Below are 15,528 nucleotides of genomic sequence, written 5' to 3'. Positions count from 1 at the left end.
GCACGACCACGGCGTCAGTCGTCGTCCGACGCGTCGGGGTCGCCGTCAGATCGTCGCTCGGCGACCGGCGACCGTCGCCCGTCCACCGCCGTCGGCTCGCCGGGGACGTCGGAGCCGAGATAGCGCGTCCACAGCACCAGCAGCGTCGGCAGGACGAGCACGCTCGCGAGAAACGAGTAGACGATCGTCAGGGCCGTGACGACGCCGAACTGGCGGAGGACGGGCACGGTTGCGAGCGCGAGCGTGCCGAAGCCGCCGACGGTCGTCGCGGCGCTGCCGAGCAGCGCGCCGCCGGTGCCCGTGACGGCGGTCGACAGCGCCGCCGCGACGTCGCCCTGGCGCTCGAGTTCGAGCGCGTAGCGGGAACTGACGTGGATGCTGTAGGCGACGCCGAGACCGATCGTGAGACTCGTGATCGTCCCCGTCAGGACGTTGAGCGGTACGTCCACGAGCGCCATCGTCCCGAGTGTCCAGCTGAGCGCGATCGCGACGGGTGCGAGCGTGACCACGCCCAGCGTCGCACCGGTGCCCGTCGCGCGGTAGGCCAGCGAGAGGACGACGACGACGAGCGCGAGCGTGACGACGAGCCCCTCGAGGACGGTCTCGAGGACGGCCCGCTCGAGGACGTGGGTGACGACGGGACCGCCAGTCGCAACGGCAGTCCAGCGACCGTCGTCTCCGTCGTCGATCGCCGCCGCGACGTCGCGAGCCGCCGTGGCAGTCTCCGCGCTCGAGGCGTTGCCTCGAACCGAGACGACCAGTCGGAGCGCCTCGTACTCGCTGTCGGCCGTCCGGGAGAGCAGGTCGTTCGCGGTCGCTGGGTCGAGTTCGAACAGCCGGTCGTACAGCGACTCGAGGTTCTGGTCGGGAACGCCGTCGCCAGATCGGTCTGCGAGCTGGTAGGTCGCGTCGAGCGAGTCGTCGTCGGCCGTCCGCGCCTCGATCGCCGACAGCGGCGAGCGGACGTCGGCCTCGCCGTTCGCGAGCCTGGAGACGACGACGCTGTCTTCGGCCACGGCCTCGGCGTCGGCGATTCGCTCGAGCGTCTCCCCGTCGGTGACGTCCCCCCGCACGAGGATCTGGACCGTCGCGTCCCGCTGGAAGGTTCGTTCGACGGACTCGATGTCGTCTTTCACGCTGTACTCGCCGGGCCGGACCGGGTCGGGGAGTCGGTCGGTCCAGGCTGGCGGTTCCTCGGCGAGGAACTGCCGCTGGTCGAAGCTGGTGTCGGCCTGCGTCGCGCCGTAGACGCCGCCGGCGGTCACCAGCAACGTGGCGACGAGGACGGCTAGAGGGGCACGGCGAGCGGCGACCGCACCGAGCGAGAGCATCCGGCTGAACCGATCGCCGGTGCCGAACGCACGTTTGCGACGGTCGAAACCGTGTGACTCGAGGAACGAGTCGAGTTCGACCTTCGCGGCGGGGATCATCGCGCCGAAGACGACCAGGGCGGCGAGGATGCCGACGGCGCTGACGACGCCGAACTCGCGGACGGGTGCGATCGGACTGACGAGGTTCGCGAGGAAGCCGACGGCGGTCGTCGCCGTCACCCAGGCGAGCGCGACGCCGACACCGGCGAGTGCGACCGCCATCGACGCTCGAGTTCCGTCCGCCGTGTCCGTCTCGCGCCGTTCGCGGTGGCGCATGAAGACGTGAATCGCGTAGTCGATCGACAGCCCGATCAGCAACACGGGGACGGCGACGAACGCCTGGTTGAACGCGATCCCGGCCCAGCCCATGATCCCGAGCGTCCAGAGCAGCACCACCAGGACGCCCGCGACACCGAGGACAACGTCGAGCAGGTCGCGGTAGGCGACGAGCAACGCGAGCGCGACGAACGCGAGCGCGAGGGGGGCGACGATCGCTACACTGTCGCCCATCGAGCGGTCGATCTCGTCGGCGACGATGCCGCTGCCGACGACGACGTACTCCCGGTCGCGATCGGCGGCCATCTCGCGCACCTCGAGCTGTGTGTCGACGAGGTCGTCGTCGATCGTCCCCGGTCCCCGCAGCGCACCCTCCGTCGAGGACTGCGTGAGCACCGTCATCCGGGCGTCGGCAGTCGTCGATCCCGGCTCGTACGACGACGGCAGCAACCGCAACGCGGCGTCGCCCGCCGGACCGCCGCCGGCGAGGAATCGCTCGAGCGCCGCCTCGTAGGCCGACTCGTTCAGCGCCTCGAGCGCCGCGATCTGTTCTTCGAGCGGCGGCTGGTCGGTCGACTCGAGGGCTCGTCGCTCCGCCTCGAGTCGATCCTGTTCGGCGCGCAGCCGTTCGTACTCGTCGGCGAGGACGCCGACCGTCCCGGCGGTGCGGGCGTCCTCGCGCGCCGACGCGAGCTGGTCGATGCGATAGTCGTACGTCGCGTCGTCGATCTCGCCGGCGTCGCGTTCGCGTTCCGTGGCGACTCGTTCGGCCTCGACCCGCCTGATCTGTGCCATCGCCTGCTCGAAGCGATCGGTTTGCGCGTCGTCGAGCGGAGCAGTCGCGTTCTCGCGTGCCCGCTCGAAGCCCGCTTCGATCTCGGCGGCCCGGCGCTCGTACTCCCGTTCGCTCACCGTCCCCGCCGCGTACGACTCGTTCACCCGCTCGTACTCTCGCTGTAACTTCTCCGCCCGGTCGAGTGCGGTCTCGAGCCGGTTCCCCGTCGCGTTCAGCTCCTCGCCGCGGCGCTCGAGGTCCGCAGCCTGCGTCTCGAGTTTCGCGGCTCGCTCCTCCCGGATGACGCCCGTGGCGACGACGTTCTCGACGCCGACGATGGGCGTCTCGTCCGCCAGCGTCGCGTCGATCGATTCGTCGTCGCGGATCGCCCGCTGGAACTCGAGGGAGGCAAGCAGCGACTCCCTCGAGAGGACGTCCTCACCTTCGACGACGACCTGGACCCTCGTCTCGTTTCTCCCTGTCGAGAAGTTCTGCTCGACGTACTCGAGCGCGCGCGCCTCGGGCGACTCGCTCTCGAACTGCTCGAGCGAGGAATCGACCTCGAGGGCGGTCACGCCGCTCCCGAGGAGTACCGTGACGAGGACGAACGCGGCGAGCACGAGCCTCGTCCTGGTCGTGACCGCGGCGGCGAGTCGGTCGGCACGCGACACCGACCGTCACCTCGCCTCTGCCCGCTCGCTCGAGGAGTTCATGATCGTTGTCACGACCGTTTCGAACGCCGACGTATAGATCCTGTCGGACGACGGGCGGTGGCTACTCGATCGCGGCTCGATCGGCCACAGTCACTCGATCGTCACGGTCTGGAGGTCCTCGGCGAACCGGACGTCGCCGTCGAACTGCTCGAGGATCGCGTCGCGCATCTCGGCGTGTCGGCCGTCCGTGTGCGGATACAGGTGAGTGAGGTAGACACGGCCGATCTCGTGGTCGGCGAGTTCGCGACCGAGCTGGGTCGGCGTCGGATGGTTCGAGACGTCGACGTCGTCGGGGAACGAGCAGTCGTGGGCCAGCACCGCCGAACCGTCGGCGAAGTTCGCCAGCCCGGCGAAGGCCTCGCTGTCGCCGCTGTACGTAAATCGGTCGTCGAACCGGTAGGCGAGACAGGGCAGCGAGTGGCGCGTCTCGTAGGCCGAGACGTCGAAGCCCGCGACCGAGAAGTCGCCGGGGACGACCTCGCGAACCTGCACGTCGAGTTTGTCCTGCATGTACTCGTAGACGGAGAGCAGGTCGTCGACGAGCGCCTTCGTCCCCCGCGGGCCGACGACCTCGAGATGTTCCTCGCCCGCGAGCCAGCGGGCTTTCATCAGCGGGAGCAGGTCGGCGACGTGATCGAGGTGGTGGTGGGTCAGCAGGACCGTCGGGACGTTCTCGTAGCCGACGCCGGACTGCTGGAGGCGGTGAAGGACGCCCGAGCCGCAGTCGACGAGGAGCGTCCGGCCGTCTTCCTGGACGAGGATGCCGGTCTGGAACCGCTCGCCGGTTGGCATCGCGCTACCCGTGCCGAGAAACGTCACCTTCATGGACGAAGGTGTGCCAGCCCGAAGGAAAGCCGTTTCGACGGCGGATTCAGTTCGGGTTCCGACGCTCGCCTGGTCCCAATCCGGCATTTCACTTTCACTCTGGTGGCCAAACCCTCTTGCCCACGTGCGCCAAGCTACTGCGTATGGACGGGGACGAGCTGCCGATCGCCGAGGAGCGACTGCCGTTCGACGCCGACGACGTCACCATCGACGACCGCGACGTCTTCGACCTCCTCGAGCCGGCAGTCCAGGAGTGGTGGCTCCGGGAATTCGGCGAGTTCGTGCCCGAGAACGGCGGCTTCTTCACGCCGCCACAGCGGGGGGCGATCCCGAAGATCCACGAGGGGACGAACACGCTGATCTGTGCGCCGACGGGCAGCGGGAAAACGATGGCCAGTTTCACTTCGATAATAAATAATATTTTCAAGCGCGATCGCGCGTCCGACGTACGACTCGAGAACTCGGTCTACTGCCTGTACGTCTCCCCACTGAAGTCGCTCGCCAACGACATCCACCGCAACCTCGAGGTGCCTCTCGAGGGGATCGAGTCGATCCTCGAGGAGCGTGGCGAGGACGTCGGCGAGATCCGCCACGCCATCCGCCACGGCGACACCGACTCGGCGGCCCGCCAGCGGATGCTCGAGGAGACGCCCCACATCCTGAATACGACGCCCGAGACGCTCGCCATCCTGCTCAACTCGCCGAAGTTCCGCGAGAAGCTCCGGACCGTCGAGTACGTCATCGTCGACGAGATTCACTCGCTCGCCGAGGGAAAGCGCGGCACCCATCTGGCGGTGAGTCTGGAGCGACTCGAGGCGTTGGCCGACCACGAGATCACCAGAATCGGCTGCTCGGCGACGATCGAGCCCCTCGAGGAGGTCGCGGAGTTTCTGGTCGGCCGCGAGACGCCCCGCGTCCCGGAGCCAGGCGGTACACGGAACTCCGGGGAGACTCGAGCGGCGGAGTCGTTCGAGCCGGCTTCGCCGTCTCGTGACGACGGAAGGCGCGCGACGTCTTCCGAACCACCGCGAGAGTACGAGATCGTCGACGCTCGCTTCGCCCGCGAGTTCGACCTCGAACTCGAGTGTCCGACCGACGACCTCGTCAACACGCCCCGCGAGGTCGTCCAGGACCGGTTCTACCGGATGCTCCACGAGCACGTCCAGGAGCACACCAACACGCTCGTGTTCACGAACACGCGCTCGGGAGCCGAACGCGTGTTGCACAACCTCCGGGAGCGGTTCGACGACTACGACGAGACGAACTCGGGCTGTCACCACGGCAGCCTCTCGAAGGACGTTCGCCAGGGGATCGAGGAGCGCCTGAAGGCGGGCGACCTCGAGGTGGTCACGTCCTCGACGTCGCTCGAACTCGGCATCGACATGCCCCACGTCGACCTCGTGGTCCAGGTCGGCTCGCCGAAGAGCGTCGCCGCGTTGCTCCAGCGCGTCGGCCGGGCGGGCCATCGCGTCGGCCAGACCGTCACCGGCCGGGTGATTGCCCTGGATCGGGACGAACTGCTCGAGTGTGCGGTGATGCTGAAGAAGGCCGAGGAGGGGTTCGTCGACTCGGTGTCGATCCCCGAGAACGCCCAGGACGTCGCGGCACAGCACGTCTACGGGATGGCGATCGCCGAGATTCGCCCCGAGCGGGAGGTGACGGCGATCCTCCGTCGAGCCTATCCGTACCGGAACTACAGCGACGAGGAGTTCGAGAGCCTGATGCAGTACCTCACGGCCGCGTACGCCGGGATGGAGGATCGAAACGTCTACGCGAAAGTCTGGCGAGACGAGAACGATCCGCCGGGCGGCGAGCACCACCACGAGGAGTTCCCCGTCGGCGAGCCGCTGATCGGCAAGCGCGGTCGGCTCGCGCGGGTGATCTACATGACGAACATCGGGACGATCCCGGACTCCTTTACGTGCGACGTCTTCACCCGCTCGAGCGACGAGTGGGTCGGCCAGCTCGACGAGAACTACCTCGACACGCTGGAGAAAGGTGACGTCTTCGTCCTCGGCGGCGACCACTTCGAGTACCGCTACCGCCGTGGCTCGAAAGTCTACGTCGACCGCACGAGCGCCCGGCCGACCGTCCCCTCGTGGTACTCCGAACGGCTCCCGCTGTCGTACGACCTCGGCTGTGAGATCCTGGCGTTCCAGCGAGAACTGCTCGACCGCTACGACGACGGCGGCCCGCCGGCCGTCCGCCGATGGCTCCGGGCGTTCCCGCTGGACGACGATAGCGTGCGGGCGATCGCACGGCTGTTCGACTACCAGTTGCGGTACGCGGGCGAGGCGAGCGTGAGCACCGACGGTCGCCTCGCGATCGAGGTCGAACGCGACCGCGAGGAGTACGTCCGTCGCTACTACGTCCACTCGAACTACGGCCGGAAGGTAAACGACGGCTTCTCTCGGCTGCTCGCCTACCGGTGTGCCCAGGAGGCCACGGCGAACGTCCAGGTCGCCGTCGCGGACAACGGCTTCGTCCTCTCAACGGCTCTCAACCGGAAGGTCGACCTCGTGGGCATCCTCGAGGACCTCGATCCCGGCGAAGTCCGCGACGATCTTCGAAACGCGCTCTCGGGAACCGACCTTCTCCAGCGGTACTTCCGGATCAACGCCACGCGGTCGCTGATGATCCTCAAACGGTACAAAGGCTACGAGAAGTCCGCGAGCGAACAGCAGGTCTCGAGCGAGATGTTACTCGGGTTCGCCGAGGACCTGGAGGAGTTCGCCGTGATCGAGGAGACCTACCGGGAGATCCTGGAGGATAAACTCAACGTCGCCGAGATCAAGGGGATCGTCGCGGCGATCGACGCGGGCGACCTCGAGGTGACGCGCCACCTCGTCGACTCGCCGACGCCCCGGGCGTTCGGCCTCGCGACGCTCTCGGCCAGCGACGTGGTGCTCGCCGAAGACGAGAGCGCCGCCCTGCAGGCGTTTCACGAGCACGTTCTCGAGGAGATCGGCGAGGAGTCGCTCGCCGGGCTTGGCTCCGGGTCCGAGGACTGAGCGGCTGGGCTCTGATCGGGGGCGACCCGAACGTTTATCAGCCATTCCGAGGCGAGACGTTCCGAATGACGCTCCGACGTGATGGCCCGCCGACCGAGGCCAGACCGATCACGACGCTGCCGTCGCGACAGCTCCACGTTGACGAACTCGAGCGACTCTCGAGTGCGACGTCGCTGTCGTGTTTCCCGCTTGCGACGTGCTCGCCGACTCGCGTCTGCTGTCTCTCGCTCGTGACCGACGGCGGCTGCTACGTCTGCGGGTTCGATCCAGACGACGAGGAGTGGCGAGAACTGGTCGCGATGCCGTTCGGCGATCCGGAAGACGACGAGCCGTCGACCGACGACCCAGCCGACGATCCAGCCGATGACCCGGAGCCAGACGAGAGCGAGGAAGTCCTCGAGGAACTGCTCGACCACGTCGAACAGAGCCTCGAGGAGGCGTACGACGGCCGCGACTGCGAGCTCGCTCTTCTCACGGACGCGTTCGCGACTATCCTCCGGCGAACGGTGCTCGAGGAGAGCTGATACTGCCGGACAACACGGGTCACACACCGATCGCACGCGAGACGCTGTCGCCGCCGGCGACGGGCGTCGAGTCCGATCGGGTGTGTACTGACTGTTGTCCAGTAGTACGAGTGGTGAGTGACACTCGAGGACACGCCACGGCTTCGACAGGTACAAGCGTCGAATCGTCCCAGTTGGTCCTATGCCCGGTAAAGTGAGTCCGGACGACCTCCTCTCGCACGTCTTCGCTCGGACGGGCGCGGCCGACGAGGCAGTTCTGCAAGGGCCCGCGATCGGCGAGGACGCCGCCGCAATCGACCTCTCTGGCGAGACGCTCGTCGTCAGCTCCGACCCGATCTCGCTCGCGGCCTCCCGGATCGGGACGCTCGGCGTCAACGTCGCCTGCAACGACGTCGCCGTCTCCGGCGCGGACCCGCGCTGGCTCACCGCCGTCGTCATGCTCCCAGACGAGGGCGTCCTCGAGGGGATCACGGACGACCTCGACGCGGCCGCCCGCGACCTCGGGGTCGCCATCGTCGGCGGCCACAGCGAGTACGTCGACGCCCTCGAGCGGCCGATCGTCTCGCTGACCGCGATGGGAACGACCGAGCAGTTCGTCTCGACCGGCGGAGCCGAACCCGGCGACAGCGTCCTCATCACGAAGGCCGCGGCGGTCGAGGGAACGGCCATCCTCGCGGCGGACTTCGGCGACGACCTGGAGGTCCCCCGGGAGGTCTGCGAGCGCGCCGAGACGTTCCTCGAGGAAATCAGCGTCGTCCCCGACGCCCGCGTGCTCCGCGAGTTCGCGACCGCGATGCACGATCCCACCGAGGGCGGCGTCGCCGCCGGCCTGCACGAGCTCGCGCGGGCCTCCGGGGTCCGACTCGAGGTCGACCCCGACGCGATCCCGATCCGCGAGGAGACGCGGCTGCTGTGTGACGCGGTCGGCGTCGATCCCCTCCGGATCTTCGGCTCCGGCTCGGTCGTGGCGACCGTCCCCGCAGAGGACGTCGACGACGCGCTCGAGGCGCTCGCTGACGCCGGACTCGAGGCCGCGGAGATCGGGACCGTCCGCGAGGCCGAGGACGAACCGGAGCTGCGCCTCGGCGAGGAGTCGATCGTCGACCCGATCGAAGACGACCTCTACCCGCTGTGGGCCGAGGCCGACGCCGACTAGTTCTTTCTGACGGACGCACCCGTCGTAATCTGCGGGGGACGCGCTCGACGCGACCGCCTGCTCGACCCGTCAGGATGCCTGCCCTTCCCCGGGTTCTCGCGGTTCCACCGCGAAGTACGGGAGACGTCGTCTCCCGGCACGCGCGGCTCGCGCCGAAGCCGGCGCGAACGCGCTCCCGGCCGCGTGGATTTTCGATCACGAACTGACCACGAACTGATCACGCGGCGCGCGCCGTCGGGCCGCTCGAGCGACCGCGAGGGTGGCCCGACGACGCCGTGCGAGGGGTGAGGAGCGCAGGCTCACCGCGTGAGCCGAGCACCGCAAACGGCTGGGGAGGACGAGGCTCGAGTGGGTGGACTCGAGGGCCGTCGTGTGTTCACTCGTCGTCCGCCCCGAGCGCCGCGTCCACGGTCGCCGTCCCGAGCAGTTCCCAGGGATCGATGGCGACGTCGGCACCGACGCGCTCGAGCGCGTCGACGTTGCCATCCGCTGCGAGCGCGACGACGTAGGCCTCCGGTTCGACGTCGCGGGCGGCGACGACGGCGTACAGCGTTCGCGCCTCGTCGCCCGTCGCGGCGACGACCGCGGCGGCGTCCGCGAGGTCGAGATCCCGGAGCGTCGCCTCGTCGGTCGGGTCGCCGCGGTGGACCGCGACGTCGGCGTTCTCGAGTCGGGTTGCCTGCGTCTCGTCGTCGGTCACGACGACGACCGGGGCGCGGTCGATCAGTTCCGCGAGGACGGGGTCCGTGGCCCCGTCGTAACCGAGGACGACGACGCGTTCCTCGCGCCTCGAGCGTTCGCGGGCGGCCATCCGTCGGCCGGTTCGGGAGAGGCGGGCATCGAGTTCGGGGCCGACCAGGCTGCCGGCGGCGACGGCGACGGTGGCCGGCCCGAGGACGGCCAGCGAGATGGCGAACAGCCGCGCACCGTCGTCCGCGGCGTGGACGTCGCCGTAGCCGACCGTGCTGGCGGTGACGAACGTGAAGTACACCGCGTCGACGATCGATTCGACGCCGTCGAACTCGCCGCGGAGCGCGTACGACCCCGCGGTACCGTAACAGAGGACGCCGACGGTGGCGAGCAACGCGCCGAGTTGCGTCGACTCGAGCGAGACCGAGCGGGTGAATCGCCGACTCGTGAGCACGAGGACGACGAGGCCGCCGATCGAGAGGACCACGAGCGGAATCGACAGGAGTCGCGACTGGGCGACGCCGTGGACGCCCTCGAGGGCGACGAGGACGACGGCGGCGACGTAGGCGACTCGGTAGCCCCGTCGCATTCCCCAGGCCGTCACCAGCAGGGCGAAGCCGACGACGGTGCCGCTGAACTCCACGATCGACTGGACTGTCCCCCAGACGCCGGCCGCCCTGAGCGCGGGTTCGGTGACGATGGCGACGACGCCGGTCGCGATCGACGTGAGCGCGATGGCGACGACGAGCCAGACGGCAACCCGGACACTGGGTCGGCGCTGGCGAACGCGGTCGAACATGGGCGTCACACGACGCCGCCGGAGATAAAAGTGACATAGAACTTACCCAACTGAGAGTGCCTTCAGCGCGTCCGCCGCGTAGGTGCTACGACTCGGTCGCCTCGAGTGGCCCGACTGCGAGGCGATCGACTGCCCCCGGCGCGAGCAAGATGCCGGCCAGCAACACCGCGTAGAGGCCGACGAGTGCGGGTGCCAGTCCGGCGACGACGGCCTCGAGTCCCTTCACCGCGGCGACGAACGCCACGCCGCCGACCGAGAGGACCGCGCCCTCGAGTCGCGAGCGGAGGGCGGGCAGGTCGTCGATCCGACTCGAGGCGAGCAGGCCGCCGATCGAGCCTCCGAGCGCGATCAGCGTGTCTTCGGTCGCGCCGACGACGACGAGCGCCGGGAGCGACAGCGCGAGGGCGGCAGCGAAGCCGCGCCGTGGATCCCCGCCCGTGACGCGGTTCATCCCGAGCAGGAAGACGACGCCGAGGACGACCCCGGCGATCACGTCGCCGAGGTAGTGGACGCCGAGGACGACCCGCGACAGGGCAACGAGGACGATCAGGGTCGTCGCCCCTGCGACGGCCCACCGGTCCCGCGTGCGGCCGAACGCCGAGACCAGCCCGCCGTAGACGACGGTAGCGGCGAAGGCGTGGCCGCTCGGGAAGCCGTAGCCGTCGCCCTCGGACGCCACGAGGAAGTACTCCTCGGGCGGGCGTGGCATCCCGAGTGCCGCCTTCAGCGCGACGATCAGTCCGACGCCGGCGATCGCGTAGCTGATCACGAGCGCCGTCTCCCGCCGTCGCGTCAGCCAGTAGCCCGTCGCGAGGAGGAACATGAGAATCGTCGTTCCGCCGAGGTCGGTGACGAAAACCACGAGGTCGGCGTACGCTTCCGGGAAGGCCTCTCTGATCGCCGCGCTCTCGTCGACGAGTCGCATCACCTCGAGTTGGTGTTCTCCGGAAGAAAAAAGGATATCGCTCTAACGGAGCCGTCCAACGGTTCTCGTTCTTCAGTGTTCGGGACTTCTCATACGGTCTGCTGTAACGATTTACCGGCGCAACCGCAGGACGAATCGCGGTCGATCCGGCGATGACTTACAGGGGTCCATATCAATCGTTCAACCCAGGGGATGTCGAGATCGATATCGATTTCTGTTTATCCGTCTTTTGGCAGAAACACCGTGCGAGATGGAGGTCGTAAACCCATCACGGACTCGCTCGGCTTCTGTGTTAAGGAGTCTAGTGAGCAGACATCTCGGAGAGGATATTTACACAGTACACGCCGACGAGGATCAGGAGGATACCGACGGCACCAGCCAGGTCAAGAGTTTCATCGAAGACGACGACGCCGATGGCTGCGACACCGGCGATACCAAGAGCAGCCCACGTCCCATACACAACTCCAATTGGTAGGTCTTCCAAGGTTAACGAAACCAGATAGAAAGCGAACCCGTATCCGACAACCACACCGAGACTTGGTATCGGGTTTGAGAAGCCATCCGAGAGTTTGAGGGCGGTCGTTCCGATAAGCTCGGACATGATTGCGCCGGCGAGCAACACGTACGGATTCATGTTTGCCGCTACTGCTATGCCAGATATGATAATTCTGAAACCAACTGCCACTTGTGAGCCATTTCTCGCCTACTGATTCAAAACACCAGGGAGAACGGACACATAATATCAGTACAGGAGGTTTTCACGTACATTCTAACTGTAGAAACGCAGTAGTAATCACCGATGACTGACCTCGGCGAACTTGGGCTCTCGAGCTACGAAGAAAAGGTCTATCGCACGCTACTGGTGACTGGTGCAGCGACAGCAACTAACGTGTCCGATGCCAGTGGCGTGCCCAAAGGCCGTATTTACGATGTCCTCAACAGCCTCGAAGCCCGGCAACTCATTCGAACGCAAGCGACTGATCCAACTCGATACGTCGCAGAACAGCCCGATACCGTGGTTGACAGGCTTCTCGCTGAACGCACTGTTGAACTACAGCAGGAATTGGCCCGGTATCGTGAAGTAGCCAACTCCGTCCGTTCGAATCTCCTTCCAACGGTGCCGGCTGACGGGAGCGTCTGGCTTGGAGCACTCGGCAGTGAGGAGATGCAAACGGCTCTCCAAGAGCATATGCGGACGGCAACAGATTCAGTTCACGCCACGGTTGGGCCGCCTTACGAGTCTGCCCCGTGGGAAACACTCAAACAGGAGGTTGATGCGTTTTTTGATGGAGCACCGCTGGATATCTCTGTGGCGTTGCTCGTCAGCGAGCAAGTTGTTGAAACGGTCCCCGAGACGCTCTTCGAAGTGGCAGAGGAACACGCGGCAGAGGTACGAATCAACGTTCTTCCAGAGATTCCAGTATCCTTTGACGTGATCGACCAGACAGTAACAACGATTGACATCCCGCATCCACAGATGGCCGCAGACCGTATCGGCGTAGTCGCGGTGAACGACAGCGACATCGTCGCCGAATTCGAACGCCAGTTTCAGGAGCTTTGGGTCGAAGCCGTACCTCTTCTCGAATAGACGTACGAGCGACCCGGAGAACTACTGTAAAGCCGTGGGTTTTCGCCTCGTACTTTCTATAAATCCCGTGAGGCTCTCGACTACTCCTGCTACCGCCGCGCCCACTCGAGCATCCGCCGATAGACGGAATCTCCCTCGAGCGCGCTCGCGTCGCCGACGAGCACGAGCGCCCGCTTCGGCCGGGTGAGCGCGACGTTGATCCGCCGGTAGTCCTCGAAGATCGGCCCCTCGAGGTCGCCGCTGGCGACGAACGAGACGACGATGACCTCCTCGCTCGAGCCCTGGAACCGGTCGACGGTGTCGACGGCGACGTCGTCGGGGACGTGGCGGCCGATCTCCGAGACCTGCGCGCGGAAGGGCGCGATGACGCCGATTTCGGAGCGATCGAGCCCCGCGGCCTCGTAGGTCTCGATCAGGCCGGCGACCGTCTCGGCCTCCTCGGCGTCTGTATACTGACTGCCGTCGCCGGGGACGTCGACGAAGGTAACCGGATCTCGCAGGTACTCGGGGAGCGCGTCCCGCGAGACGCCCTCGAGGTCGTCGAGGGTTCGAGCCGCGACGGTCGGCGTGGCCGGCCGAAGTTGTCCGTCGTAGAACTCCCTCGAGGCGAACGCCTGGATGCGCTGGTTCATCCGGTACTGGCGATCCAGCATGACGCCCGCCTCGGGGTGGCAGTCGACGAGCCGTTCGAACAGCGACTCCGAGAGGTCGTTCTCGGCACGGACGACCGGCGGCAACTGCTCGTGGTCGCCGACGAGGACGAACCGGTCGGCCAGGTTGATCGCGGCGTAGGTTCCCGGCTGTGTCAGCTGTGCGGCCTCGTCGACGAGTGCGACGTCGAACGACTGCTCTTTCATCACCCGCGAACCGCAGGTCGCCGTCGTCGCCGCGACCACCTGCGCTCCCTCGAGTTCGGCGAGTCGCTCGTCGGGGTCGCCCGCTCGCTCGAGCCGGTAGGGCTGCATGTCCGCCCGGACACCGCTCTCGGTGCCGATCCGGACGAAGTCGTCGAATCCCTGCTCGAGCAGCGCCTCCAGGACGTTGTCGACAGCCCGATTCGTAAAGGCAGAGAGCAGAACGCGCTCGCCGCGCTCGACCATCGCGCGGACGGCGCGGGCGATGGTGTAGGTCTTGCCCGTCCCCGGCGGGCCGTGGATCAGCGCGACGTCGTCTGCGCCGACGGCCTTTCGGACGGCCTCGTCCTGGGCGTCGTTGTTGTCGATAAACGTCTCCTCGATCGGTTCGAACTCGGGATCGGCGCGGCCGAACAGCACGTCCTTGCGGCGGTCGTCGCCCTTGAGGAGCGCGTCGTGGAGCGCGACCAGCAGCCGATCGGTGGTGAGTTCGGAGGGGTAGACGTCGAGGCGAGTCACCTCGACCGGCTCGTCGGCGGTGAGGACGATCTCTCTTTCGAGCCGCTCGATCCGGGCGAGTTCGGCGTCCCCTCGAACCGGGTGGCCGTCGCTTGCCAGCACCAGATCCCCCTCCCGAAGCTTGGAGGTCGCCGCCGTCTTCCGTCTGGCGCGCAACTCCCAGCGCCCGCCCTCGAGTTCGCGCTTGCCGAGGAACTCGAGGTCGATCAGTGCCCGGTCGTCGTCGGCTCGCTCCTGGGCGTCTTGCTCCCAGAGCTTGGCGTACTCGCGGTGGACCTCGTGGCGTTCCTCCTCGATGGCGCGGTAGAACCGCTCGAAGTACTCGAGTTCGTCCGCGGGGATCGACTGGCCGATCGCGCCGGCTTTCGACTCCTGGTCGAGTCGACCCGAGACGACCATGCAGGTGTCACGTTCGAAGCAGTACTCGCACTTCGCGTCGGCCTCGTGGCCGGTCGGCACCGTCCCCTTCGACTCCATCGCAGCGATCTCGTTTCGCAGGCGGAGGACGTACTTCAGCAGTCCGTCGCCCATCGAGAACTCCTTTGCGGGGGTGAGGTCGCCGGTCTCCTCGTCGCGGTCGAGCGCGGAGTTTTTCGTGTAGAGTAGCGTCCCCGTATCGACGGGATCACCGTGTTCCTCGAGCAGGAGGGCGTAACAGGCGGCCTGAACCTTGTCTTTGAAGCGGGGTTCCTTGCGGAGGTTCTTGCCGGTCTTGAGTTCGACCGGCGCGCCGCGCCGGACCGCGTCGGCCCGGCCTTTGATCCCGAACGTCTCGCTGATGAGCATCTGCTCCGACCGCCAGTTGCTCGCTCCGGGTGCGAACGCCCCCTCCAGGTCGACGTTGGGAGCCGAACCGTCCTCAGCCTCGGGGAGTCGACCCTGCTCGAGCCAGCCCTCGATCGCGGCGGCGTTCTGCCTGACGTCCTCGGCGACGCTCTCGGGAGACTCGCCGAGCAGCCCGAGTTCGAGCCCGCGCTCGTCGATCCGTTCGTCGATCGCCGCCTCGAGATCTCGCCCTCGCAGCAGATCACCGAACACCTCGTGGACGAGGGTCCCTTTCACGACGGGGTAGTTCAGCGGGACGCCCGAGAGTTTGTTCAGGTAGTACAGCCGGGGACACTCGACCCAGTTTCTGACGTCGGTGACGTTGACGAGGTAGTCGGGCTCGACGACGACGTAGGAGTCGCCGGTCGTCGCGTACTGGGTCTCGCCGCGGTACTCGTCGACCTCGGCGTTCGTCACCAGCAGGTCCATCCCCGGCTCGAGGAGAGTGGCCGACTCGGTCCACTTCCCCCAGCACGTCACCGTCGTCACGTCCTCGTCGGCACTCGCCGGGCCGTCGTCTGAGCCGTCGGCGAGACGCACCGGGACCTCGGCGAGGTCGCTCTCGCCGTAACTCGTCGTAACGGTTCGCACCTCGACCTCGTCGGCGACGGTTCCGCGTACGTTCACGGGTTCGATACTCGAGTGGAACCCGAAAAACGCTATCGGTCACGGCATCTC

General features: G+C 67.0%; 10 protein-coding genes. 4 read left to right on the top strand and 6 right to left on the bottom strand.

Features of this window, described 5'->3' with window-relative positions; translation table 11 throughout:
• Nucleotides 1-14 precede the first annotated feature (14 nt).
• Together MU558_RS01790 and MU558_RS01785 are read right to left on the bottom strand one after the other, a co-directional pair.
• Nucleotides 15-3,092, bottom strand: coding sequence for an MMPL family transporter (locus tag MU558_RS01790; protein ID WP_246971440.1), 3,078 nt, complete (start codon nt 3,090-3,092; stop codon nt 15-17).
• Between the two features lie 132 nt (nt 3,093-3,224).
• Nucleotides 3,225-3,959, bottom strand: a complete 735-nt coding sequence (locus MU558_RS01785; RefSeq protein WP_246971438.1) for an MBL fold metallo-hydrolase — start codon at nt 3,957-3,959, stop codon at nt 3,225-3,227.
• 143 nt (nt 3,960-4,102) lie between these two features.
• Here MU558_RS01785 and MU558_RS01780 point away from each other — a divergent pair, with 143 nt between their 5' ends.
• From MU558_RS01780 to MU558_RS01770, 3 genes are all read left to right on the top strand, one after another.
• Nucleotides 4,103-6,970, top strand: a complete 2,868-nt coding sequence (locus MU558_RS01780; RefSeq protein ID WP_246971437.1) for an ATP-dependent helicase — start codon at nt 4,103-4,105, stop codon at nt 6,968-6,970.
• Between the two features lie 65 nt (nt 6,971-7,035).
• Nucleotides 7,036-7,494, top strand: a complete 459-nt coding sequence (locus MU558_RS01775; RefSeq protein ID WP_246971435.1) for a DUF7964 domain-containing protein — start codon at nt 7,036-7,038, stop codon at nt 7,492-7,494.
• A gap of 181 nt (nt 7,495-7,675) precedes the next feature.
• Complete coding sequence (locus MU558_RS01770; RefSeq protein ID WP_246971433.1) at nt 7,676-8,650, top strand: AIR synthase family protein; 975 nt, start codon at nt 7,676-7,678, stop codon at nt 8,648-8,650.
• Between the two features lie 376 nt (nt 8,651-9,026).
• Here MU558_RS01770 and MU558_RS01765 read toward each other — a convergent pair whose 3' ends face one another.
• The 3 genes from MU558_RS01765 to MU558_RS01755 form a co-directional block, all read right to left on the bottom strand.
• On the bottom strand, nt 9,027-10,139 hold the full coding sequence (locus MU558_RS01765; RefSeq protein ID WP_246971431.1) for an NAD-binding protein: 1,113 nt from the start codon (nt 10,137-10,139) through the stop codon (nt 9,027-9,029).
• Nucleotides 10,140-10,224: 85 nt separating this feature from the next.
• Entirely contained in the window at nt 10,225-11,064 is an 840-nt protein-coding gene (locus MU558_RS01760; protein WP_246971428.1) for a phosphatase PAP2 family protein, read from the bottom strand.
• A 301-nt stretch (nt 11,065-11,365) separates the two neighbouring features.
• A complete protein-coding gene (locus MU558_RS01755; RefSeq protein WP_246971426.1) occupies nt 11,366-11,698 on the bottom strand; it encodes a DMT family transporter in 333 nt (110 codons plus the stop codon).
• A 165-nt stretch (nt 11,699-11,863) separates the two neighbouring features.
• Between MU558_RS01755 and MU558_RS01750 the strand changes: the two genes are divergently transcribed.
• Nucleotides 11,864-12,652, top strand: a complete 789-nt coding sequence (locus MU558_RS01750; protein WP_246971424.1) for a TrmB family transcriptional regulator — start codon at nt 11,864-11,866, stop codon at nt 12,650-12,652.
• An 89-nt stretch (nt 12,653-12,741) separates the two neighbouring features.
• Here the strand turns inward: MU558_RS01750 and MU558_RS01745 are convergent, their stop codons facing one another.
• Entirely contained in the window at nt 12,742-15,477 is a 2,736-nt protein-coding gene (locus MU558_RS01745) for an AAA domain-containing protein (protein ID WP_246971422.1), read from the bottom strand.
• Nucleotides 15,478-15,528 lie beyond the last annotated feature (51 nt).

It is taken from the genome of Natribaculum luteum (assembly GCF_023008545.1).
Taxonomy (GTDB): domain Archaea; phylum Halobacteriota; class Halobacteria; order Halobacteriales; family Natrialbaceae; genus Natribaculum; species Natribaculum luteum.
The sequence above is the reverse complement of the archived record's forward strand: the minus strand, read 5'-3'. Positions and strand labels throughout refer to the sequence as shown.

Bases quoted from the DNA above. Each gene is read 5' to 3' on its own strand.
- MU558_RS01780 (WP_246971437.1), top strand. From the start codon at position 4,103: ATGGACGGGGACGAGCTGCCGATCGCCGAGGAGCGACTGCCGTTCGAC.
- MU558_RS01755 (WP_246971426.1), bottom strand. From the start codon at position 11,698: ATGAATCCGTACGTGTTGCTCGCCGGCGCAATCATGTCCGAGCTTATC.
- MU558_RS01770 (WP_246971433.1), top strand. From the start codon at position 7,676: ATGCCCGGTAAAGTGAGTCCGGACGACCTCCTCTCGCACGTCTTCGCT.
- MU558_RS01750 (WP_246971424.1), top strand. From the start codon at position 11,864: ATGACTGACCTCGGCGAACTTGGGCTCTCGAGCTACGAAGAAAAGGTC.
- MU558_RS01775 (WP_246971435.1), top strand. From the start codon at position 7,036: ATGACGCTCCGACGTGATGGCCCGCCGACCGAGGCCAGACCGATCACG.
- MU558_RS01760 (WP_246971428.1), bottom strand. From the start codon at position 11,064: ATGCGACTCGTCGACGAGAGCGCGGCGATCAGAGAGGCCTTCCCGGAA.
- MU558_RS01765 (WP_246971431.1), bottom strand. From the start codon at position 10,139: ATGTTCGACCGCGTTCGCCAGCGCCGACCCAGTGTCCGGGTTGCCGTC.
- MU558_RS01785 (WP_246971438.1), bottom strand. From the start codon at position 3,959: ATGAAGGTGACGTTTCTCGGCACGGGTAGCGCGATGCCAACCGGCGAG.